General features: G+C 57.0%; 23 protein-coding genes. 16 read left to right on the top strand and 7 right to left on the bottom strand.

All coding sequences use genetic code 11. From position 1 onward, the window contains the following. Positions 1-2: 2 nt before the first annotated feature. From dnaC to VIJ98_RS00175, 3 genes are all read right to left on the bottom strand, one after another. Positions 3-743 carry a DNA replication protein DnaC gene (gene dnaC / locus VIJ98_RS00185; protein WP_007893471.1) on the bottom strand — a complete coding sequence of 247 codons (741 nt, stop codon included), beginning with the start codon at positions 741-743 and terminating at the stop codon, positions 3-5. Further along, positions 743-1,279, bottom strand: a complete 537-nt coding sequence (dnaT, locus tag VIJ98_RS00180) for a primosomal protein DnaT (protein WP_008105267.1) — start codon at positions 1,277-1,279, stop codon at positions 743-745. Before dnaT ends, dnaC begins: the two co-directional genes overlap by 1 nt. Positions 1,280-1,380: 101 nt before the next feature. Beyond that, on the bottom strand, positions 1,381-2,076 hold the full coding sequence (locus VIJ98_RS00175; RefSeq protein ID WP_154156934.1) for an autotransporter: 696 nt from the start codon (positions 2,074-2,076) through the stop codon (positions 1,381-1,383). A 140-nt stretch (positions 2,077-2,216) separates the two neighbouring features. Here VIJ98_RS00175 and VIJ98_RS00170 point away from each other — a divergent pair, with 140 nt between their 5' ends. From VIJ98_RS00170 to VIJ98_RS00130, 9 genes are all read left to right on the top strand, one after another. Then, positions 2,217-2,777, top strand: coding sequence for a DNA-3-methyladenine glycosylase I (locus VIJ98_RS00170; protein ID WP_154156935.1), 561 nt, complete (start codon positions 2,217-2,219; stop codon positions 2,775-2,777). Positions 2,778-2,886: 109 nt separating this feature from the next. Then, positions 2,887-3,549, top strand: a complete 663-nt coding sequence (locus VIJ98_RS00165) for an OmpA family lipoprotein (protein ID WP_008105270.1) — start codon at positions 2,887-2,889, stop codon at positions 3,547-3,549. Between the two features lie 157 nt (positions 3,550-3,706). Further along, entirely contained in the window at positions 3,707-4,711 is a 1,005-nt protein-coding gene (locus VIJ98_RS00160; protein WP_323271829.1) for a LacI family DNA-binding transcriptional regulator, read from the top strand. A gap of 58 nt (positions 4,712-4,769) precedes the next feature. After that, positions 4,770-5,795 (top strand): LacI family DNA-binding transcriptional regulator, encoded by a 1,026-nt coding sequence (locus VIJ98_RS00155; RefSeq protein WP_323271828.1) that lies wholly within the window; start codon positions 4,770-4,772, stop codon positions 5,793-5,795. Between the two features lie 125 nt (positions 5,796-5,920). Next, a complete protein-coding gene (locus tag VIJ98_RS00150; protein ID WP_312666735.1) occupies positions 5,921-6,667 on the top strand; it encodes a sugar phosphate isomerase/epimerase in 747 nt (248 codons plus the stop codon). A gap of 10 nt (positions 6,668-6,677) precedes the next feature. Continuing rightward, positions 6,678-7,622 carry a sugar kinase gene (locus tag VIJ98_RS00145; RefSeq protein ID WP_008105274.1) on the top strand — a complete coding sequence of 315 codons (945 nt, stop codon included), beginning with the start codon at positions 6,678-6,680 and terminating at the stop codon, positions 7,620-7,622. A 144-nt stretch (positions 7,623-7,766) separates the two neighbouring features. Further along, entirely contained in the window at positions 7,767-9,050 is a 1,284-nt protein-coding gene (locus tag VIJ98_RS00140) for an MFS transporter (RefSeq protein WP_323271827.1), read from the top strand. 50 nt (positions 9,051-9,100) lie between these two features. Next, on the top strand, positions 9,101-10,075 hold the full coding sequence (ghrB, locus tag VIJ98_RS00135) for a glyoxylate/hydroxypyruvate reductase GhrB (RefSeq protein ID WP_061720009.1): 975 nt from the start codon (positions 9,101-9,103) through the stop codon (positions 10,073-10,075). Between the two features lie 82 nt (positions 10,076-10,157). Next, the gene (locus VIJ98_RS00130) at positions 10,158-11,405 is read left to right on the top strand and encodes a valine--pyruvate transaminase (protein ID WP_154156940.1); all 1,248 of its coding nucleotides are present in this window, start codon (positions 10,158-10,160) and stop codon (positions 11,403-11,405) included. A 57-nt stretch (positions 11,406-11,462) separates the two neighbouring features. On the opposite strand, the gene VIJ98_RS00125 is transcribed toward VIJ98_RS00130, so the two are convergent. Next, positions 11,463-12,899, bottom strand: a complete 1,437-nt coding sequence (locus VIJ98_RS00125) for a PLP-dependent aminotransferase family protein (protein WP_323271826.1) — start codon at positions 12,897-12,899, stop codon at positions 11,463-11,465. A 213-nt stretch (positions 12,900-13,112) separates the two neighbouring features. Here VIJ98_RS00125 and VIJ98_RS00120 point away from each other — a divergent pair, with 213 nt between their 5' ends. The 6 genes from VIJ98_RS00120 to VIJ98_RS00095 are packed head-to-tail and all read left to right on the top strand — an operon-like array spanning position 13,113 to position 18,830. Further along, positions 13,113-14,579, top strand: coding sequence for a hypothetical protein (locus VIJ98_RS00120; protein ID WP_179452904.1), 1,467 nt, complete (start codon positions 13,113-13,115; stop codon positions 14,577-14,579). A 17-nt stretch (positions 14,580-14,596) separates the two neighbouring features. Then, on the top strand, positions 14,597-15,874 hold the full coding sequence (locus VIJ98_RS00115) for an ATP-grasp domain-containing protein (protein WP_323271825.1): 1,278 nt from the start codon (positions 14,597-14,599) through the stop codon (positions 15,872-15,874). Next, a complete protein-coding gene (locus VIJ98_RS00110) occupies positions 15,862-16,569 on the top strand; it encodes a class II glutamine amidotransferase (protein ID WP_323271824.1) in 708 nt (235 codons plus the stop codon). The genes VIJ98_RS00115 and VIJ98_RS00110 overlap by 13 nt, the downstream gene beginning before the upstream one ends. Positions 16,570-16,574: 5 nt before the next feature. Next, positions 16,575-17,375 carry a 2OG-Fe(II) oxygenase gene (locus VIJ98_RS00105; RefSeq protein WP_154156943.1) on the top strand — a complete coding sequence of 267 codons (801 nt, stop codon included), beginning with the start codon at positions 16,575-16,577 and terminating at the stop codon, positions 17,373-17,375. Positions 17,376-17,402: 27 nt separating this feature from the next. Then, positions 17,403-17,903 (top strand): YbaK/EbsC family protein, encoded by a 501-nt coding sequence (locus VIJ98_RS00100; protein ID WP_323271823.1) that lies wholly within the window; start codon positions 17,403-17,405, stop codon positions 17,901-17,903. A gap of 21 nt (positions 17,904-17,924) precedes the next feature. After that, positions 17,925-18,830 carry an EamA family transporter gene (locus VIJ98_RS00095; RefSeq protein WP_323271822.1) on the top strand — a complete coding sequence of 302 codons (906 nt, stop codon included), beginning with the start codon at positions 17,925-17,927 and terminating at the stop codon, positions 18,828-18,830. Between the two features lie 46 nt (positions 18,831-18,876). Here the strand turns inward: VIJ98_RS00095 and ibpA are convergent, their stop codons facing one another. Further along, positions 18,877-19,290 carry a small heat shock chaperone IbpA gene (gene ibpA / locus VIJ98_RS00090; protein ID WP_008105285.1) on the bottom strand — a complete coding sequence of 138 codons (414 nt, stop codon included), beginning with the start codon at positions 19,288-19,290 and terminating at the stop codon, positions 18,877-18,879. 286 nt (positions 19,291-19,576) lie between these two features. Between ibpA and VIJ98_RS00085 the strand changes: the two genes are divergently transcribed. After that, positions 19,577-19,936: a YceK/YidQ family lipoprotein gene (locus VIJ98_RS00085; protein WP_036648562.1), complete on the top strand. Its 360-nt coding sequence runs from the start codon at positions 19,577-19,579 to the stop codon at positions 19,934-19,936. On the opposite strand, the gene VIJ98_RS00080 is transcribed toward VIJ98_RS00085, so the two are convergent. Together VIJ98_RS00080 and VIJ98_RS00075 are read right to left on the bottom strand one after the other, a co-directional pair. Next, the gene (locus VIJ98_RS00080) at positions 19,914-21,176 is read right to left on the bottom strand and encodes a DUF3748 domain-containing protein (protein WP_323271821.1); all 1,263 of its coding nucleotides are present in this window, start codon (positions 21,174-21,176) and stop codon (positions 19,914-19,916) included. The genes VIJ98_RS00085 and VIJ98_RS00080 overlap by 23 nt on opposite strands. A 158-nt stretch (positions 21,177-21,334) precedes the next feature. Beyond that, positions 21,335-22,627: an MFS transporter gene (locus VIJ98_RS00075; protein ID WP_323271820.1), complete on the bottom strand. Its 1,293-nt coding sequence runs from the start codon at positions 22,625-22,627 to the stop codon at positions 21,335-21,337. Positions 22,628-22,659 lie beyond the last annotated feature (32 nt).

The following is a 22,659-nucleotide window of genomic DNA, read 5'->3' as shown; positions in this document are numbered from 1 at the left end:
CCTCAATACTCATCACCGCGCACACGGCTGCGATAACTTTCCCAGTCAAAGCGCACCCACAAGCTGTTGCCGAGGCGCATACGATCCATCACGCGTTCACCCAGCAGCGAATTCATGCCCGCCGGATCGAGGTTCGATAGCATGCCGGTCGGGCGTTTCGACGATGAGCGGCGATCGACGATCTGGTTGATGATCACTTTTTCATAGCGCGATTCGCTCTGCATGCCGATCTCATCGATCACCAGCAGATCCACATGGCTGAGATCGTGCAGCAGGCGCTCTTCGGTTAAATCGCTGCCGCCGCTGAAAGTGCCCTTCATGCTCGACATCAAATCGGCGACGGTGACAATCAGCACGCTTTTACCGCGAATAATCAGATCGTTACCAATTGCCGCTGCAAGGTGGTTTTTACCGGTGCCGGGACGACCGGAGAAAACAAAGCTGGAGATGCTATTTTCAAATCCGGCGGCGTATTCGCGCGCCATGGCCAGCGCTTTACGCTGTCCATCATTTTCCACGCGATAGTTGTCGAACGAGCAGTTCATGTGCAGCTCGCGGATGCCCGAGCGCCCCATGATGCGCTGCATTTTCATCGCGCGGTTTTCCCGCACAATCGCTTCCGAGCGCAAACGGCCCTGCTCCTGATTCCAGGCCAGCAGCTCCGCGCCGTTTTTGAATTTCGGCTGCACTTCGGACGGCATCATCTTTTTCAGGCGGCTAAAAAGATCGTTCGGCGTTTTCATTACTCACCTCGGAATCCATCGGGAATATCGTAATCAGTATTGCTGATTTGCGTGAGATCGCGCTTTGGCTGCCCGCCATTGGCGGCGCGATTCATCTGCACGCTGCGCGCTAACTTTTGCTGCCACTGCACATGATGGAACAAACGGCCTTCTGCCTGCCAGTACGCCACAAACGTGGCCAGCTCGGCGGCAGTAACGGCTTCACTCAATGCTACGCCCCAGATTGCTGCCTGACGCTGAAAATCGCTGTCCGGCTGCCAGCCTTCATACATCGCGAACTTGCCAACCGGCGTGGCGATGGGCGCGCTATCGGTCTGAAACAGACTCTCATCCAGCGTGACATCATTGGGCTGCTGCGCGGCGGCTTCCAGCGCCAGCAGCTGCGCCAGACGCTGCGGCGTAAGCGCATAAAACGCCGGCGTATTGTTATGCAGCACCGCCAGCGTGCCGTTATCGGCCTGCTGCAGCACGGCGAGCGGGTCATGGCAGAAGCCATCCAGCCCCACCAACGTTGAAGATAAGATTTTGACTGACATGAAGAAACCTGACGTTAACCAGCATGGTGCGCCGGGCGGTTAATTCAGCCCGACGTAATACGCTCAGTGTAACTGTTTTAGCGCGGCGGATCGCGCGCGATTTAGAAGCTGGCGCTGACGCCAAGACTGTAGATGAACTGCTCGCCGCTGCTCACCGCACCGGTTTGCGCGAAGGAAGCAAAGGCGGCCATATTTTGCCCGAGCGGCATATTGGCGCCGACGCTGACATCCACCCAATTGTTTTCCCGGCCATTGATGTCATCAGCGTGTTCACGGGTGGGTGAAGGCAGCTCTTCATTCACCAGATGGCTGTAGCTCACCTGCGCCCACGGCGATATCCAGCCAAAGCTGGAATCCACGCGCCAGCCAAGCGAGGCAATGTGCTCGGCATTATTGCTGTCCACGCGTTCGCACTTCGGGCAGCTCAAAGTCGAATCATCCACCGCAAACTGCGCAACGGGGCCGGTGCTCACCGCTTCACTCATCGGCATCGACCAACCGGCCGAATAGCGATTCACAAAGGGCGCGGCGCCAACGCTGGCGGTTTCACTGTGCATCACCATCGCGTAGTCGTTCGGCGAATTGAGCGCAGCGTCAAACAGGTTGGCATCGGGATTTTCTGTCAACATCAGATGATTACTGGAAATTTTTTCAGCAAGTATTGCGTTGTAATCGGGCGCGCTATTCTGGCTCGACTGATCAAAGGCATAGGCATTCCCGGCCAGAAATAATAGCCACCAACCGCTAAAAGCCAGCGCAATTTTGTGCTGGCCTGTCCGCTGACTTTTCTGCAACATGAAGGACTCCTGACGAGCCGGGAAGAGATGGGCGTTTAGGTTTTATAAGATCTATATCGGCGCCCGTTGTATAACTATTAATCGAATTTGCCATACGTCAAGGGAACTATCGCTATTTCATATGCTAAGGGAGTGATGCAATGCAACGTTGTGGCTGGGTAACTGAGGATCCACTGTATCTGGCGTACCACGATAAAGAGTGGGGCGTGCCGCAGACCGATAAGCGAGTCTTATTTGAAATGGTCTGTCTTGAAGGCCAGCAGGCGGGGCTTTCATGGATCACCGTGCTGAAGAAACGCGAAAATTACCGCCGCGCATTCCATGAATTCGATCCTGATGCCGTGGCGTTGATGGATGAAAGCGACATGGAACGCCTCATGCAAAATGCGGGACTGATTCGCCATCGCGGCAAGCTGGAAGCGATCATCAACAATGCGCGCGCATTGCTGGCGCTGGAAGCCACAGGAGAGGACTTTTCGCGCTTTATCTGGTCTTTTGTCGACCATACGCCGATTTTGCACCGTTACGCGAATTACAAAGACGCGCCAACCACTTCCGAGCCCGCCATTGCGCTGTCGAAAGCGCTTAAGAAGCGTGGTTTTAAATTCGTCGGACCCACAACCTGCCACTCATTTCTACAGGCCTGCGGCTTAATTAACGATCATCAAACCAGCTGTTTCTGCCATCCTGATAATCTTTAAAGCAAAAGTTTACAAATTAAGACTGACCCTCACGCATTTCCCCATAATTGAACGGCATAATAGTGCCGTTTTGGGGCTTTTCCCCGTTTAAATCTGTGAGGGATTTTTCATGAATAAGCGTATTTTGGCGCTGACCTTGTTATTGAGCGGCAGCCTCGCGCTGTCGGGTTGTACCACCAATCCGTATACCGGCGAATCGCAGGCGGGCAAATCGGGTATCGGCGCCGGTTTAGGTGCGGTGTTAGGCGCGGGCGTTGGCGTGCTGTCGTCGTCGAAGAAAGATCGCGGTAAAGGCGCGCTGATTGGCGCGGCATCCGGTGCTGCTCTGGGCGGCGGCGCGGGTTATTACATGGATGTGCAGGAAGCGAAACTGCGCGACAAAATGCGCGGCACCGGCGTCAGCGTGACGCGTCAGGGCGACAACATCGTGCTCAACATGCCGAATAACGTCACTTTTGATTCCAACAGCAGCAACCTGAAACCGGCGGGCGCCAACACCCTGACCGGCGTCGCGATGGTGCTGAAAGAGTATCCAAAAACCGCCGTGAATGTGGTGGGCTACACCGACAGCACCGGCACGCGCGCGCTGAATATGCGCCTGTCACAGCAGCGTGCTGACAGCGTCGCCAGCGGTCTGATTCTGCAGGGCGTGGCGCAAAACCGCCTGCGCACACAGGGTTTAGGCCCGGATAATCCGGTCGCCAGCAACAGCACCGAAGACGGTAAAGCACAGAACCGTCGCGTTGAGATCACCCTCAGCCCGCTGAGCTAAAAGTAGAGCCGATCTGCGTGAGCAGGTCGGCTTTTATCACTCTTTTTCGCCACTTTTGACGCCACCTTTGTCAGAAAAAGCTAAAAAATTCGTAACTGATAGAGCCGCCTTTTCCTTTATGCTAGCGTGATCAAAAATTGATCAATGGGACGCTATCATGTCACTGAAAGCCATCGCCGCTACCCTTGGCCTCTCTGTTACTACCGTGAGCCGGGCGCTAAATGGCTATGACGATGTAGCGGCCGTCACGCGTAAACGCATTGAAGACGAAGCGCAAGCGCGCGGTTATCGCCCCAACGATGCGGCCCGCCGCCTGAAAACCGGACGCGCCAATGCGGTTGGACTGCTCTTTCCCATCAACCACGCCTCGCTCAATGACAGCTACTACAGCCAAATGCTACTGACGCTGGATCAACGTCTCGCGCAGCACGATATTGATCTGCTGTTGCTACCCGATAAACCGCAGGAGCTGCAACGCAAGCTGATTCGCATGCTGCGCAGCGGCGCCATCGATGCCCTGATTTTAACCCACACCATGCCGCAGGATGCGCGTTTGCAACGCCTGCAACAGAAAGGTTTCCGCTTCCTGACGCTCGGTCGTAGCGAGTTGCCGCTGCCGTACGCGTGGATTGATTACGATAATCACGCCGGTACTTTTCTCGCGGCAGAACACTGCCTGCAACAAGGATGGCCGCGTCTGGCCTATCTTGGCAGTAACGAATCGGCAACGTATATCCTCGATCGCCGCCAGGGATTTATTGATGCGTTGATTCAGCATCAAGCTCCGGTCGATCAATCTCTGATGGCTGCGTTGCCCGCCACGCGCCGATCCGGCTATCAACAAACCAATGCCTGGCTGGCCCAAGGCGATGCGCCGCAGGCTATAATCACCGATTGCAGCACGCTGGGTGAAGGTGCCGCGATTGCGCTGCAGCAAGCGGCCCGCCTCAAGGGCGCGCAGGCAATTCCGCTATATGTTTATGATGGATTGCCGCCCGATTCGATTGTCGATCAGCCGGTAAATGCCATTCTGCAATCATCCCAACAGCAGATTGGCGAGCGCATCGCCGAAATGGTGCTGCAACTGCTTGATGATGCACCGCTGAGCGAGCTGCAAACGCTCTGGCAACCGGTGCTGCGACTCACTTCTGACGCGCAATGATTGCGCCTGGCCCGAGCTGTGTTAGTCTTCGCCTGTTTCTTTTCAGCAGGTGTAAGCAATGAAAACCAGGCCGCCACGAGCCACAATCAGTGACGTTGCCCGTACGGCAAAAACCGGTAAAACCAGCGTTTCCCGCTATCTGAATGGCGAAGTGAATCTGCTCTCGCCCGCTCTCAAAGCCCGTATCGAACAGGCCATCGCCGAACTCAACTATCGTCCCAGCCAGATGGCGCGTGGACTGAAACGCGGCCGCACGCGTTTGATCGGCCTGATCATTGCCGACATCACCAATCCATACTCGGTTGACGTGCTGAGCGGCATCGAAGCGGCGTGTCGTGCGCAAGGCTTTACTCTGCTGATGTGTAACACCAACAACGAAGTCGATCTCGAACAACATTATCTGCAACTGCTAAGCAGTTATCAGGTGGAAGGCATTGTGGTGAATGCCGTGGGCATGCATGAAGAAGTTCTCAATCGGCTGCAACAGTCGATGCTGCCGATGGTGTTGATCGACCGAAAAATCCCCGATTTCGCCTGCGATATGGTGGGGCTCAACAACGTTGAAGCTTCCACTGTTGCGACCCAACATTTGCTGGATAACGGCTATCAAGCCCTGCTCTTCCTCAGCGAGCCGCTCGGCAGCGTCAACACGCGCCGTGAACGTCTGCGCGCCTTCTACGACACGGTGAACAGCGCGCCACAGATTGCGGCAGAGAATGCCGAAGTGGCGCTGCATCAGCCCGACGCGCTGGAAAAACAGCTGCGCGAGTTCCAGCAGCGCCATGCAGATAAACGCTGTGCGGTGATTGCCGCCAATGGCGCGCTGACCTTGCAAGTGGCGCGCGCGCTGCAGCGTCTTGAGCTGCGCTGGGGCGAAGCGATTGGCCTGCTGGGCTTTGACGAACTGGAATGGGCGGCGCTGGCGGGCGTCGGCATCACCACTTTAAAACAGCCCACCTGGCAGATTGGCTTCGCCGCGCTGGAACAAGTCATTGCACGCATCGAAGGCAGCGAGCAATCGATCAGCGAACAGCTTTTCTCCGGCGAGCTGATCGTGCGCGGCTCCAGCCAGCCGCTGCGCTAACCTCCACTTTTATGGCTCACTTCGTGAGCATGATCATAATTTCACGGTCTGCCCCTTCTCTTTGGAACCGGTTCCATTTAGGTTTTTTATAACGAATGGGATGTGGTCATGCCCGGAGAAACGTGATGAAACCAGAAATTATTGTTGTAACTGCCGCATACGGCGCGCAGAAAGTAGCGGAATTGGGTGGCCAGGCCGCGCTGTTACCGCTGATCAAACAGGCGGGCGCGGATGGCGTTGAAATCCGTCGCGAGCTGTTTAACGAAAACGAACTTTGCTTGCTGCACGCACTCGGCAATGCGATTTCCCAGCATCAGCTGAGCGCCAGCTATTCCGTGCCGGAAGCACTGTGGCTGGATGATGGCGCGCTGAATCCGCGTCTGGCGCAGTTCCTGCAGGAAGCTGAACAAATCGGCGCTAAGCGCCTGAAAGTGGCGCTCGGTCATTTTGTGGAACTCGATGCCAGCACACTGCGCGATGTGTTGAAAGCATCAACGGTGACGCTGGTGGTGGAGAACGATCAAACCCCGGACAGCAAACTGGCGCCGATGCTGCGCTTCTTCCATCAGGCCTGCGATGCCGCATTGCCGCTGGATATGACCTTCGATATGGGCAACTGGCAGTGGACCGGAGAAGACGGTTTGCAGGCCGCTGCGCAACTCAGCCGCTACGTTAGCTATATTCACGTTAAAACGGCGGTGCCGCACGGCGAGACTTTCCGCGCTATCGCGCTGGATCAGGCCGACGATAGCTGGCGTTCACTGCTGAACGCGCTGCCAACCGACGCACCGCGCGGCATCGAATTCCCGCTGGAAGGCGCGGATTTGCTGGCGGTCACGCGCCATTACGTTGATCTGCTGCGTGCAGCGTAAGGAGCCGATGATGACGCAAAAAACGCTGGATGTGGTGACGATTGGCGAAGCGATGGCGATGTTTATCGCCCAGCAAACCGGCGATCTCGCCGCAGCGGAAGGCTTCGTCAAACGCATTGCCGGTGCCGAACTCAACGTGGCGATTGGCCTGGCGCGCCTCGGTTTGCAGGTCGGTTGGGTGAGCCGCGTCGGCGACGACAGTTTTGGTCGTTTCACGCTGCAACAGCTGGAAAAAGAGGGCGTCGATCACCGCTGCGTCACCACCGACGCACGCTATCGCACTGGTTTCCAACTTAAATCCCGCGTCGATGACGGCTCCGATCCGGAAGTGGAGTATTTCCGCAAAGGCTCCGCCGCCAGCCATCTGTCGCCCGACGATTTCAACGATGACTACTTTGGCAGCGCGCGCCATCTGCACTTAAGCGGCGTGGCGGCGGCGATCTCCGACAGCTCACTTGCCCTGGCGCAACATGCGGCAAAAGAGATGCGCGCGCGGGGTAAAACCATCTCCTTCGATCCCAATCTGCGTCCGGTGTTATGGCGCAGCGAAGAGGAGATGCGTAAGCAACTCAATCATCTGGCGGAATACGCCGATTGGGTACTGCCGGGCGAAAAAGAGGGTTTGATTCTTACCGGCTATCGCCAGCCGGAAGCCATCGCCGATTTTTACCTCGATAAAGGGGTGAAAGCGGTGGTGATCAAAACCGGTGGCGACGGCGCCTGGTACAAAACCGCCGACGGCCAGCAAGGCCAGGTCGCACCGATTCGCGTTGAGAATGTGGTTGATACCGTGGGTGCGGGCGACGGCTTTGCTGTTGGGCTGATCAGCGCGTTGCTGGAAGGAAAATCCCTGCCGCAGGCGATTCTGCGCGGTAATAAAATCGGTTCGCTGGCGATTCAGGTTGCTGGCGACAGTGAAGGCCTGCCGACGCGTGCGGCGTTGGGCGATTATTAAATATTTACGATAGTCGATACGTTTTTGTAGGGTCGCCATTTATGGCGACCGCCAAACAAAGATTTAAAAAATATCTGTACCTACTACAACTATATTGCGAGGCGCATCCACTGAATGCGTCCACCTCAACCAGAGGAGTCACCCATGAAATCGCAGACAATCGCGCCAAAACGCTGGTGGTTTATCATGCCCATCGTGTTTATCACCTACAGTCTGGCGTATCTGGACCGGGCGAACTTCAGCTTCGCCTCTGCCGCAGGGATAAATGACGATCTCGGCATCACCAAAGGCATGTCATCGCTGCTGGGCGCCCTGTTCTTCCTTGGCTACTTCTTCTTCCAGATCCCCGGCGCGCTGTATGCCGAACGTCGCAGCGTGAAGAAGCTGATTTTCTGGTGCCTGATTTTATGGGGCGGCTGCGCCTCGCTGACCGGCATGGTCAGCAACATCCCGATGCTGGCGGCGATCCGCTTTGTACTCGGCGTGGTGGAAGCGGCGGTGATGCCGGCGATGCTGATCTATATCAGCAACTGGTTTACCAAATCCGAGCGTTCGCGCGCCAATACCTTCCTGATCCTCGGTAATCCGGTCACAGTGCTGTGGATGTCGGTGGTCTCCGGCTATCTGATTGAATCCTTTGGCTGGCGCGAGATGTTTATCTTCGAGGGCATCCCGGCAGTGATTTGGGCAGTTGCCTGGTGGTTCCTGGTGCAGGACAAACCGGCCCAGGCCAAATGGATGAGTGAAAGCGAGAAAGCCGCGCTGCAGGCGCAGCTGCAAAAAGAGCAGGAAGGCATTAAAGCGGTGCGTAACTACGGCGAAGCGTTCCGTAATCGCAACGTGATCCTGCTGTGCCTGCAATATTTTGCCTGGAGCATCGGCGTGTACGGTTTCGTGCTGTGGCTGCCGTCTATTCTGCGTAACGGTTCGCAGATGGGCATGGTTGAAGCCGGTTGGCTGTCAGCGGTGCCGTATCTGGTGGCGACCATTGCGATGATCGTGGTGTCGTGGGCCTCCGATAAAACCCAGAACCGTAAACTGTTTGTCTGGCCGCTGCTGCTGATTGGGGCGCTGGCGTTCCTCGGTTCGTATCTGGTCGGTTCCAGCAACTTCTGGCTGTCGTATACGCTGCTGGTGATTGCCGGTGGTGCGATGTATGCGCCGTACGGTCCATTCTTCGCCATCATTCCGGAGATGTTGCCGCGCAACGTCGCCGGTGGTGCGATGGCACTGATCAACAGCATGGGCGCACTCGGTTCCTTCGTCGGATCGTGGATTGTAGGCTATCTTAATGGCGCGACCGGTTCGCCTGCCGCCTCCTACATTTTCATGGGTGCTGCGCTGTTGGCCTCGGTCTGGCTGACGTTGATCGTCAAACCGGCGCAGAATAAAACATCGCCGCCGATGCATGGCGCAAAGCACGCGTAATCAATTCGGGAGGCCTCAAGGCCTCCTCACCATTTTATAGGGAGCAAAAGATGAAACCTGCTGTGATTCTTTATAAGAGCCTGCCAGATGACCTGCGCACCAAACTGGATGCCCATTTCACCGTTACTGAAGTGCATGATATTTCCCCGGAAACTATCCAGAAACACGCGGCGCAGTTCGAACAGGCGCAAGGTTTGCTCGGCTCTGGCGGCAAAGTGGATGGCGAGCTGCTGGCAAAAATGCCCGCGCTGCGCGCCTGCTCCACCGTGTCGGTGGGTTACGATAACTTCAACGTCGACGCGCTGAATCAACGCAAGGTGTTGCTGATGCATACGCCAACCGTGCTGACCGAAACCGTCGCCGACACCATGATGGCGCTGGTGCTAAGCACCGCACGTCGCGTGACCGAGCTGGATAAGTGGGTGAAAGCCGGCGAGTGGAAAAAGAGCATCGGCCCGGATCATTTCGGCATCGATGTGCACCACAAAACCCTCGGCATCCTCGGCATGGGCCGCATCGGCCTGGCGCTGGCGCAGCGTGCGCACTTTGGCTTCGGCATGAACATTCTTTATAACGCGCGCCGTCAGCATGAAGAGGCGGAAACCCGCTTTGGTGCGCGTGCCTGCGATCTGGAAACCTTGCTGAAAGAGAGTGATTTTGTCTGCATCAGCCTGCCGCTGACCGAACAGACGCACCATATGATTGGCGCGGCGCAGCTCAAGTTGATGAAGCCAAGCGCAATTCTGATCAACGCCGGTCGCGGTCCGGTGGTGGATGAGCAGGCGCTGACTGCGGCGCTAAAAGACGGCACCATCCACGCCGCCGGTCTGGATGTGTTCGAAGTTGAGCCGGTGCCTGCCGATGCCGAGATTTTGACGCTGCCAAACGTAGTGGCGCTGCCGCACATTGGTTCCGCCACGCATGAAACCCGTTACGGCATGGCGCGCGACGCGGTGGATAACCTGATCGCCGCCCTGAGCGGCAAAGTCGAGAAAAACTGCGTTAACCCGCAGATCCAAGGCTAAGCTTGCTGCTTTACCCATTGCGCCTGCCAGCGGCGGGCGCTATGGTGGTTCCCCATTCGATTTCACAACGTTTTAACTTCCTATGTCCTTTTCTCAGTTCGGCGACAAATTTACTCAACACTCCGGCATCTCACGTCTGATGGAAGACATGGGTGAAGGCCTGCGCACGCCCGGCACCATCATGCTTGGCGGCGGTAATCCGGCGCAGATCCCGGCGATGAATGACTATTTCAACCAGTTGCTGATGCAGATGCATCAGGACGGCAAGCTGAGCGAAGCGCTGTGCAACTACGATGGTCCGCGCGGCAAAGCGCTGCTGCTGGATGCGCTGGCGAAGATGCTGCGTGACGAACTTGGCTGGCCATTAACCGCGCAAAACATCGCGCTGACCAACGGCAGTCAGAGCGCGTTCTTCTATCTCTTCAATCTGTTTGCCGGACGTCGCGCCGACGGCAGCAAAAAGCGCGTGCTGTTCCCGCTGGCACCGGAATATCTCGGCTACGCTGATGCCGGTCTGGAAGAGGATCTGTTTGTCTCCGCCAAGCCCAACATTGAGCTGCTGCCGGAAGGCCAGTTCAAATATCACGTCGATTTCGATCATCTGCCGCTGAATGACGATGTCGGCTTGATTTGCGTATCGCGCCCGACCAACCCAACCGGCAACGTGATCACCGATGACGAACTGCTGCAGCTGGATGCGCTGGCACAGCAGCACGGCGTACCGCTGCTGATTGATAACGCCTACGGCGTGCCGTTCCCCGGCATCATCTTTAGCGAAGCGCGCCCGCTGTGGAATCCCAATACCATTCTGTGCATGAGCCTGTCGAAACTCGGCCTGCCGGGCGCACGTTGCGGCATTATCGTCGCCGATGAGAGCACAATCGCCGCGATTGGCAATATGAACGGGATTATCAGCCTGGCACCGGGCAGCATCGGTCCTGCTATTGCCAATGAGATGATTGTGCGCGGGGATTTGCTGCGTCTGTCGGAAGAGGTAATTAAGCCGTTCTATCAGGCCAAAGTGAGCGAGACGATTGCGATTCTGCGCCGCTATCTGCCGGAAGATCGCTGCCTGATTCATAAACCCGAAGGCGCGATTTTCCTCTGGCTGTGGTTCCGCGATCTGCCGATCAGCACCGAAACGCTGTATCAGCGCCTGAAAGCGCGCGGCGTGCTGATGGTGCCCGGCCACTTCTTCTTCCCTGGCCTGGAACACGCATGGCCGCATACCCATCAATGCATGCGTATGAATTATGTGCCGGATGCTGAGAAGATTGAGCGCGCGGTGCAGATATTGGCGGAAGAGTTGGAAAGCGCATTTAGCGATTAATCGGGCAGGTCGCCGATAATCGTGCGGTGTTCGGCCAGGTCGCCACAAATGGCGACCCTACAACCCCGCTGGCAACGACAGCTGGCACCACTGCGCCAGCTGTTGAATCGCCTGCTCCACTTCGGCATTCCAGCCAAACCCGGCATTGAGTCGAAAACAGTGATCGTAGCGGTGATCGGTGGCGAAAATGTGCCCTGGCGCGATACCGATGCCCGCATTGCGCGCCTTGAGAAACAGCGCGCGCACATTCAACGCGCCGATCGGCATTTCCACCCACAACACATAGCCGCCTTCAGGATCAGAAACCCGCGTGCCCGGCGGGAAGTAGCGCAGCACCGCCTGACGCATATGCTGGATTTGATTCTTCAGCTCACGCCGTAGCTTACGCAGATGCGCATCGTAGCCGCCGCTGCGCAGCAGTTCGGCAATCGCCGCCTGCGATAATACCGACGTGCCCATGCTGGTGGTGTATTTCAGCGAGGCGATTTTGCGCATGTAGTTGCTGCTGTGCACCCAGCCAATGCGAATGCCGGGCGCGACGGTTTTCGAGAAGCCGCTACACAAAATAGCGTTCGGGCTGAAGGCGCGCATCGGGAACGGACGGCGCTCGCCGAATGCAGTATCGCCGAAGATATCATCCTCAATGATCACCACATCGTTCTCGTCGGCCTGACGCGCGATATAGGCCTTCTGCTCGTTGGGAATGCTTTTGCCCAGCGGATTATTGATGTTGTTGATGGTGAGATAGGCCTGCACCGCCTTACGCTGAAACAGCGCGGTGAGTTTCTCCACATTAACGTAGCCTTCCGGCCCGGCTTCCACCTCAATCACCCGCAGATTGAGGTTATGCAGCATCTGCAGCAGCACGAAATAGCAGGGCGATTCCACCGCCACGATATCGCCAGGCCGCGTGGTGGCGCGCAGCGCCAGCGAAATCGCTTCGATGCAACCGTTGGTGATCAGGATGTCATCAGCGTTGATATTGCAGCCATAATCCACCGCGCGGCGCGCAATTTCATTTTTTAGCGGCGCATAGCCGGTGCCTTTCACGGTGTTGCCGAGCAGCGCCGGTTTGCTGTATCCCATCTGGCGCATCAGCAAACCAATCTTCTTCACCGGATAGAGTGAGATATCGCCGTTGGCCAGATCGAGCCGTACGCGGCAGTCTGAACCGAGCATCGCCAGATGCAGTTCGGTTTGCTCGTCGAGCGGCGCCACTTCGCGCGCTTGCTCGTTGATGACGGTGGGAAACGTTTTATTAGCAGGCCGTGGGGCGACAAAAAAACCGGACTTAGGACGCGCCACCGCGTAGTGCTCATCCTCAAGGGTACGTAATGTTTTCAGCGCGGTGGTCATGCTGACGCTGTACTGCGTCGCCAGCGTGCGCACCGACGGTAAACGACTGTCGGGCGGCAGCGAGCCGCTGTGAATGGCTTGTTTTATCTGCTCTGCGATTTGACGGTAACGACTGCCCTGTTCCGTTTCACCCGCCATCTGTTCCACCCTATTTCGTCCGGATCTGTGCGTTTTCACCAGATTACATTCAAAGTACTTTAGGCTGCATTAGTTAATTGATAACCATACGCATTAGTTGCAGTGCCGCTTCCGACTAAAAAATTCATTCCGTAGCACCTTCGTGGCCCATTTCCCGTCTGTTGCCGCCAGCACGGCAACAGCGTTTTTATTAGCCAAAGGATGAAGTGAAAAATGAATAATCTGTCCACCATGATGCGAGAGATTAGTGGATATCTCACTCCCACGATTATCGATTCAGCGCAACACTGTTCACGTCGTTTATTGGCCGCACTTCCCGACGCCGCGCACCCGGAAAATAACCGCGTGCTGCTGGCCTACGGCGGCGGCAAGGACAGCAGCTATATGGTGGCGTACGTGCGCTACATTCAGGGGCTGATTTGGCAGCAGCACGGCAGCACCTTTCAGCTGCGCATCAGCACCAACCGTCATGCTGCGATGAACGACAGCGTGATGGAGAATATCGATCGCGTGTATCGCGCGCTGCACATCCTCGATGATGACTTTACCGAATGTCTGGTGACCGACGGCCTGCAAATCCGTCACTTCGATCGTCATTTACCGATGCCCGACAGCGTGCGCCAGCAAAATCGCAACGATGTGCTGATGAATGGCCACCGCTTCCGCGCCGATGCGCGCTCTACCTTTTGTAACGCCTGCAATCTCAGCATGGTGAACTCGTTTGGCCTGGCAGCGCATTACGACGGCGGCGTTGATGTGATCATCACCGGCGATTCGCCGCAGGAACAAACCGCTTATCTGGCATGGGCGCGCCATCTTTCGCGGCTGTTTGATGCGCCGGTGGCGGATAAATCGCGCGGCTTTAGCGGCTTCCTGCAGACGCTGGATGGCGTGGCCGAGCGCTATTTCGCCGATATCTACGGTGCCGATCAGGTGACGCCCGCGCACCGCATTACCTGGCAGCTGGAACGCGATCCGCTGTTCTTCAACATCTATCAAGACACCGCGTATGAAGCCGGCGCGCACTGGGCGCTACTGACCGAATTTATGCATTTCCGCTTTGATGAGCTGATGTTCAGCTTCTCCGAATCGGACTGCGGTAATCCGACGTTAATGGCACATATTCGCGGTCTGCGAGCGGAGACGCTGTTACAGCGTAGCTACGCCGAAGGCATTCGCGAATATGTGCGCTTTGCGCTCGGGCTGATGGTGAAAAAGGATTTCCCGCCGCAGCTGATCGATGAGATGGCGGCACGCTATCAGGACGATGAGGCGATTAAGCGAGCCCGCCAGCGCGCCGCGCAGTTCGCCGAACAAGCATTCGGCCTCAATGAAACCCAACTGGTTTGCATGATCTATTCGCCGTTTATCGCCGAAGGCCATCAGCTGAAAAGCTGGTTGCAGCAGCTGGTCGATGCGCCGGACGAAGCGGCGGTGCGCGCCCTGCTGTGCGGCGAAAGCGACGATCTGTTGCTGGCGCAGCAGCTGGAGCAACTTTCTGGTTTGACCGTGGCGCAGATGCGTCACTGCTGGCGCAGCGCGCAGGTGAGTTCACTGCTGGACGATCAGCGCGGCGATGCGCTTTCGCGCGTGCTGCGTTTTGACCCGCATAAAGCAGTGATTCAGGTGAATAACGGTGTCATGCAAGACGTCGTCACTGAAGTGATCTCCGGGCGTTAACCCGGTAAGGCAACGCGATGAGAAAGATTTTCCTGCAGATTGGTGCCACCCGCGACGGACAAAATCCTTACTGCGCGGTGGCCAAACGCGAGGGCTACTTTACCGTGCTGGCGGAGATGGGCGACTTCGTCGATTACCAATCGCTGAGCATTCCGTTGCCGTTCGATCTGATTGTGCGGCTCGATCGCCCGGAAAATCCGTGGGATGTGCTGCAAGCCTGTTTGCATGCCGGGTTGATGGAACATCCTCACGTGGTGCTGGCCGGCTTTGAAGCCTACAACGCCAGCGCCGGTCGCGTGCGCGAACTGCTGGCGGGGCCCGACGCCGGCGTGAGCTTTATTCCGCCGGATAAGTACGCGCAGCGCATGGCGTTACGTAAAGCCTGGCAGCGCTTTCCGCAGCCGGAATTTCGCTTTTTTGCCTCGCCGCTCAGCATTCGGGATGCGCGTGAAGCGCTGCTCTATCCCTGCGTGATTAAGCCGGTTGATGGCGGCGGCGGGCTTGGCATCTGGCTGGTGAAAGAGTCCAGCCAGCTTGATGCGGTGATTGGCAAGCTGGTCGATACCATGAATTACGGCGGGCGCGGCTTCAGCGGATTTATCGTTGAGAGCTGGCTGGCGGGCGATGAGTATTCGCTGCAAGGCGTGGTGGCGGACGGCCACGCCGTGGCGCTGACCTGTTGCCAAAAGGTGATCGAACACCATAGCGATGCCGATGGCTGCGTCAGTTTTTACGAATCTGGTCATGTGGCGGTCGCGGCGCAACAGCTGCCCGCCAGCTTTACCAGCCTGATGAGCTTCTGCTGCGAAACCTTCGGCTATCGCCATGGCGCGTTTCATATCGACTTTATTTTGGTCAACGGCGAACCGCACTTCCTTGAAATGGGCTTCCGCCTTTCCGGCATGGGCGTGGTGAATCTGGTGCAGGAAGTCACCGGCATCAATTGGGCAGAAGTGGCGTTTCACATCGAAGCCGGTCACGGCATGCCGCCGCTGCATTTCCCGCCGCAGCCGCAGGCGGTGGGCCGCGTGCGTTTGCGTCAGCGCTTGCAGTATGACGCGGCTGAACGCTGGATCGAACAGCATCAACGCGGTCAGCTGTTGCCACCGCTCAATCTGCCCGCGCTGGCGGTTTCGCCGCGCTCTTCGCTGTATGCCGATTTAACCCGCCACGCCGGCATTCTCGCCACCTTCCGCCTCGCAGCCACCAGCCGCGACGAAATTCTGGCGGTGTTCCATCAGATTCTTGAGGTCTCATCGCTCACCACACGGAGAGATTTACTATGTGCAGAATGATTGTGGCGCACGGCCAATTTGATGCCGCTGCGGTGCTGGACGCCGCGCGTGCTATGAGCTGCGGTGAGACTGCCACGCACGAAGGTCCGATTAAACAGCATCCCAACGGTTGGGGCTGTTTATGGCTGGAACAAGGGCACATTCACACGCTGCACGGCACCGGCACTTTCGCCGATGCGCTGCCGACCATTGATGTTGATCGCCTGCGCGGCCGCTTTCTGGCGGTGCATGTACGCCACGCCACGCTGAGCAAAAATCACGGTATCGAATTTTCCCATCCGCTGTGGCGCACCAGCGGCGCAACGCAGTGGTACATGATGCATAACGGTTTTTTGCCCACCGTCTATCAGCAATTGGGCATGGCGGAGTCGCGTTTTGATTCCGCTGAGTATCTGGAATATGTAGTGGATCGCGCCACGCCCGCCGATTTCACCCGCGATTATCTGCGCGACAAGATGGCGCAGGTCGCGCCGGGCGGCAGTTCGGCCAACGCCATTTTTGTCACGCGCGATAAAGCCTGGGCGTGGCAATGGCATCCCGACGATACGCCCTATCCCAACTATTTCACGCTGCACCGCTTACAGAACAACAACACCACTTTCATCTCTTCTGAACCTATTTCAGCACTGGGCACGGCGTCTGAATGGCGTCGTATGAGTAACCATGAACTTCATGAATTTCCTATTGGGGAGTGATCAACATGGCGATTTTCAATCAGATCCGCGTTATTCATCCGAACATGTTTGTGGAAAGCACCTGGCTGGATGACATCGTCACCGCGCGCGTGCCGCTGCTGGTATTACGCAACTTCCTCACGCCGGACGTGCGCGCAGCGGTGGTGGACGATTTGCAGCAGTGCCGCGAACAGGTGCGGGTGTCGCACTATCCGAACGGCGCGCTGACCACGCTTGGTCCTTATCTGGCGAAGCACACCGCTGCGCCGGAAAACTACTTTACCGAGCTGCGCGATATTCAGCCCGCGCTGCCGCCGTCGCTGCACTGCCTGCGCGATCAAATCTACAACTGGGTTAAGCACGCGCTGCGCCTGGAAAGCCTGCAAACCGCTAACGAACCTGAACTGGGCGATTACGCCGGTTCGATTGTGCGCTTCCACGCAAACGGCGTCGCCAATCCCCTGCATAACGACAACATCGTGCGCGATGCCGCTGGCAGCGGATTGGCGGTGACCCACATCCTGCATCAACTCAGCTGCGTGGTCTGTTTGCAGGAGTGCAACGCCGGCGGCGAGCTGCGCATCTTCAATAAGAAGTGGCAGCCGGTGGATGAGTACTACAAAACGCCGGGCGAGCTCGGTTATCAAACCGGCGTCATCGAACACAGCGAGGTGTGCGAGTTCTCACCGCGCAGTGGCGATATCTATCTGTTTAACCCTGCGTTTTATCACGAAATTGATCGCGTGGAAGGCGACACGCGCATCACCATGGGCTTCTTCTTTGGCCTGACCGACAAAAAAATGAAACACGCCATCGCCTGGAGTTAACGCCAGGTTTTCGACGAGGAGACGAGCATGAATACCTATGAAAAAGTGACGGCCCTGCTGGATCAGCATCAGGCGCGTTATCGCGTGGTGGAGCATGAAGCCATCGGCCAGACCGACCTGATTAGCGAGATTCGCGGTAACGATCTCAATCAGGCGGCCAAAGCGATGGTGCTGGAAGTGACGATGCCGGATGGCGCGGATGCGCGCTATCTGCTGGCGATTGTGCCGGGCGACTGCAAGATCAACTTCAAGAGCGCCGCACGCGCCATTGGCGGCAAGAAGTCGAGCTTTGCGCCGCCAGAGAAAGCGCAGGAGTTAACCCAGTGCGTGATGGGCGCGGTGCCGCCGTTTAGTTTTGATGACCGGCTGGCGCTGCGCGTCGATGCGCGCCTGCGCGACGTCGACACGCTGTGGTTCAACGCGGGCGCACTGGAACGCTCCATTGCTTTACAGGTGGATGATTTCTTTAAGATTGTCGGTGAAGAATGTTGTGCTGAGATCGCGACACCGGTAACGGCAACTGCCTGATTACGGCAGGAAGGAATGTGTATGTCAGTTAAAGATATGTTGTTAGCTCTGCTGGTTGTGGTGGCGTGGGGCGTGAATTTTGTGGTGATTAAGCTGGGCCTGCAGGACATGCCGCCCTTCTTGCTGGCGGGATTGCGTTTTAGCCTGGTGGCATTTCCGGCGATCTTGTTTGTGAAACGTCCGGCGATTCCGCTGCGCTGGCTGATCGTCTACGGCATGACCATCAGCTTTGGCCAGTTCGCCTTTCTGTTCCTTGCCATCAAGCTGGGTATGCCGGCAGGATTGGCGTCGCTGGTGCTGCAGGCGCAGGCCTTTTTCACCTTGCTGTTGGGCGCGCTGTTCCTGGCGGAGAAGCTACGCTGGAATCACATCGCCGGCATTTTAGTGGCGACGCTCGGCATGTTTATGCTGGCGACCGCAGGCATGGCAGGCCAAACCACCGCGGGCATTACGCTCACCACCATGATGCTGACGCTGGCTGCGGCGCTGTCGTGGGGGCTCGGCAATATCACCAACAAAATCATTTTGCGTAACCGCAAAGTGCCGGTGATGTCGCTGGTGGTGTGGAGTGCGCTGGTGCCGATAGTGCCGTTTTTTGCCTGCTCGTGGCTGTTCGATGGCGAAGCGGCGATTGTGACCAGCCTGCTGCACATCTCGCTGCAAACGGTGTTGGCGCTGATCTATCTCGCCTTTATCGCCACCATTGTCGGCTACGCGATTTGGGGTAACTTACTGAGTCGCTATGAAACCTGGCGCGTGGCTCCGTTGTCGCTGCTGGTGCCGGTGGTGGGAATTCTCAGCGCGGCGCTGATTCTCGGTGAAACTTTGTCGATTCAGCAGATGATTGGGGTTTCAGTGATCATTCTCGGCCTGCTGGTGAATGTGTTTGGCGGCATGGTCAGTCAGCGATTATTGGTGCGCACATAAACAAAAACGCCGCTTTTCAGCGGCGTTTTTTCAACTCAGATCCTGATTACAGGATTTCGATACGACGCGGTTTCGCCTCTTCCGGGACGATGCGTACTAAATCGATGCTCAGCAGACCATTTTCCAGACGCGCATCGCGCACGGTGATGTGATCGGCCAGCTGGAATTTGCGCTCGAAGTTGCGCTCGGCGATGCCCTGATACAGGTACTTACGCTCCGGCTGCTCTTCAGGATGCGCGCCGCGCACCACCAGCACGTTGTCATGCGAGGTGATATCTAACTCGCTCTGGGCAAAGCCCGCCACGGCAATGGTGATACGGTAAAAATTCTCATCCACCAGCTCAACGTTATACGGAGGATAGCCACCATTGGCCTGGTTTTGATTGGACTCAAGCAGATTAAACAGGCGATCGAAACCAATGGCAGAGCGATAAAGTGGAGAGAGATCAAAATTACGCATAATAAGACTCCTGATATTCAGCAAGTTTAGGCAACCTTCCACTATGGACAGGTTGTGTAGTCCGTTGTTGTCCCTTCCGGCAACAGCAACAAGACCGTTCCTTAAAAGTGGGTGCAGCCTGGTCGCTTTCAAGGGCTGATGCGTATTTTTTTACAGCAATTCTGACGATATGACATACACTCAGGGGACGATTCGCCTGAGAATCAAGACGCGGCCATAGAGCTTTGCTTAACGTCAGGTGACACACTCCAGCCAGGGCCATGCCATGACTGAAGGGATGATGATGATGAATATGATGAAACGCTTTCCGCTCACAGCTGTGCTGGTTTGCAGTACCTTCGTTACCTCAGGTTGCTCCAGCGTTATGTCTCACACCGGTGCCAGCCAGGGCTATTATCCCGGCACGCGCGCCAGCGCAGAGATGATCGCCGACGACAACACCAGCTGGGCGATCAAGCCGCTGGCGCTGATCGATCTCCCGTTCTCAGCGGTGATGGATACCGTGCTGCTGCCATGGGATTATTTCCGTTCTGACGACGATAAAAGTAAGGATTCCATCCACGAGCGCGTGATGCAGAGCGAGAAAATGGCTGGCACGCAATCCAGCCTGGCGACTGCAGCTGCTATGCCCGCGCAGCCGCACTAACGCAAAACAGCTGCCGCCAGCCGTCTACTTCCCGCATATAAGCGATCTTTTCCCCATCCGGTGACCAAACCACCGCATCACCGGATGGCGCCTGATCGCTACGTGGCGTTAAGCGCGTACATTTCCCCGTCGCCATCTCACAGCGCATCACACTGTTATCACAGATAAAGCTTATCGCGCCGCCTTGTGGATGCCAGCTAAACGCCGACTGAATGCTGCTTGCTAGCTGCGTCACCTGACGCGGCTGACCGCCATTGGGTGAAACCGTCCACAGCTGAATCACGCCCTGATCGTCCGCCAGCAAAAAGGCGATGGCGCTGCCATCCGCTGAGGCGCGCAGCCAGTGACGCGGCTGCAGTGCCAGGCCGTTGGTGTGCGTGATGCGGCGCTGCTGCACGCCAGCTGGCGGTGCAGGCAATTTATCCGCCGTGCCCTGCAAGGGCGATGCGCCAGCTTTGGCGTAATCGGCTAATGCGGCGGGCAGATCCACCACGAACACGTCCGGCACTTTGTCGCCGTTAGCCGCACGCGTATCGCCGATAAAGGCGATGGCCCAGCGCTGCCAACTGCCATCCGCTTTCTGATAGCCTTGATTCCCGATCCAGCACTCTTCATAGGCGCGGTCGATCTGGTCGCTGCCCGGCAGTGGATCGCGCTGCGTCTGGCTGACCAGCACGCAATAATGGCTGCCCTCATATTCACGCGGATGCTGTTTGGGCGGACACACCGGATGAAGCGGCACGGCCACGCCGACGTTGCGCAGGTCATCGCCGGCATCTTTTTCATGCATCACATGATCGTTGTAGGTAAAACTCAGGCGCGAACCGTCCGGGCTGAAGACGTGGACATGCGAGCCGCCGCGCAGCGCGCCGGGCGTGTAAGGAGCGGTGATGTCGCAGGCGTCGAGGTTCTCAGCGATGCCTTGCTGCACGATCACGCCACGTCGGTGATGAAAATCGTAGCGCCAGTGCGCGTCCGGATGTTCCGGGCCATGAATACAGACGTAACGAGATGGCAGATCCGGACTGACGGTGACCACACCAACGTGCGCGCCATCGCGTGCCTGATACAGCACTTCAACGGCACCGCTCGCCACGTTGACGCGCTCGATAGTCAGGCTGGTAAAAGAGGCGCCGGAAGGTCGCACATCAAATGCCAGCCACTGGCTGTCGCCGGTCCAGACGTTGATGTTGGTGAGTTGATGATGACGCGCGGCAAAGGTGATTTGTTGTTCTGACATGAGGCAACCTTCCATCTAACAGTTGCCGGATAAATTACGTGATTTGGCGGGGCGATGCGAATAAACCGGGTTGCGGATACAGTGCGGTTATTGGCAAGGTCGCCATTATCGTGCGGTTGTTGGCCAGGTCGCCATAAATGGCGACCCTACGGGGTGTATTAACCTACGCGTTTTACATCACCGACTAACAGGATGTAAGACAGTGCGCCGATCAGCGCCACCGCCGAGATATACACCAGCGCCGGCGCAAAGCCGTAATCCTGCGCCAGATAGCCCACCACCAGCGGCACGGTGATGCCGCCCAGGCCGCCAACAAAGTTGAACATGCCGCCGGTCAAACCAATCAGACGCACCGGCGCCAGCGAGGAGACCAGCGACCAGGTAATTGAGGCGAAACCGTTGCCGAAGAAGGCGATCGCCATCAGCGTCATAATCCAGATTGGATCGTTGGTGTAGTTCGCGCCCATGATGCAGGTGGAGATCAGCAGACCGCAGATGATCGGCGTTTTGCGCGCAAAACCGAGCGAACGGCCGCTGCGCACCAGACGATCGGCGACGATGCCTGACAGAATCACACCAACGAATGCCGCGAGGAATGGCACGGTAGTCATAAAGCCGGCGGTGAGCGCCGCGATGTGTTTTTCCTGCGTCAGATAGTTCGGGAACCAGGTCAGGAAGAACCACAGCGTGGATGTCACGGCGAACTGACCAAGATAGACGCCACACAGCTTGCGGTGGAACACCAGTTTCCAGTCGGCGGCGGTGAGTTTGGTGCGGGTTTTCTTTTCGCTCGGCGCATCGCCATCCACCATCGCGCCGCCTTCACGGATGTATTCCAGCTCGGCTTTATTAATGCCTTTGCTCTGGCTCGGCGCCTGATAGAACTTGATCCAGATAAACGACCAGATGATGCCGATGCCACCGGTAATAATGAACACCCAATGCCAGCTCAGCAGTTCCTGAATCCAGATCAGCAGTGGCGTGAGGAACGCCAGGCCGACAAACTGACCGGACGTGTAGAAACCGACGGCGGAAGCGCGCTCCTGCTCGGGGAACCAGCTGGTTACCAGGCGATTATTGGTAGGGAAAGCCGGCGCTTCAAATATGCCGGTAATCGCACGCAGACCAATTAACGATAATAAGCCGCTGGCGAAACCCTGTAATAAGGTCGCAACCGACCAGCCAAGGATGGCAATAAAATAGGTTAAGCGTGAACCCACGCGATCGAGGAACCAGCCGCCGGGAATTTGGCACAGCGTATATAACCAGGCAAAGGCGGAAAATACATAACCCATTTGCGCTTTGGTAATACCGAACTCTTCCTGAATATGCGCGGAAGCGACGGCTAAATTAGCGCGATCGACATAACAAATGACCACCGTAATAAATATCATCAGCAGCGTGATATAACGACGGCGCGTCGGTTTGGCCTGAACAGCAGAGAGATCCATGGTGTTTCTCCGTAATCGTTTTTGCCGTTTAG

The organism is Pantoea sp. S18, assembly GCF_045689705.1.
Lineage (GTDB): Bacteria > Pseudomonadota > Gammaproteobacteria > Enterobacterales > Enterobacteriaceae > Pantoea > Pantoea symbiotica.
This window is presented reverse-complemented; position numbering and strand designations above follow the sequence as displayed.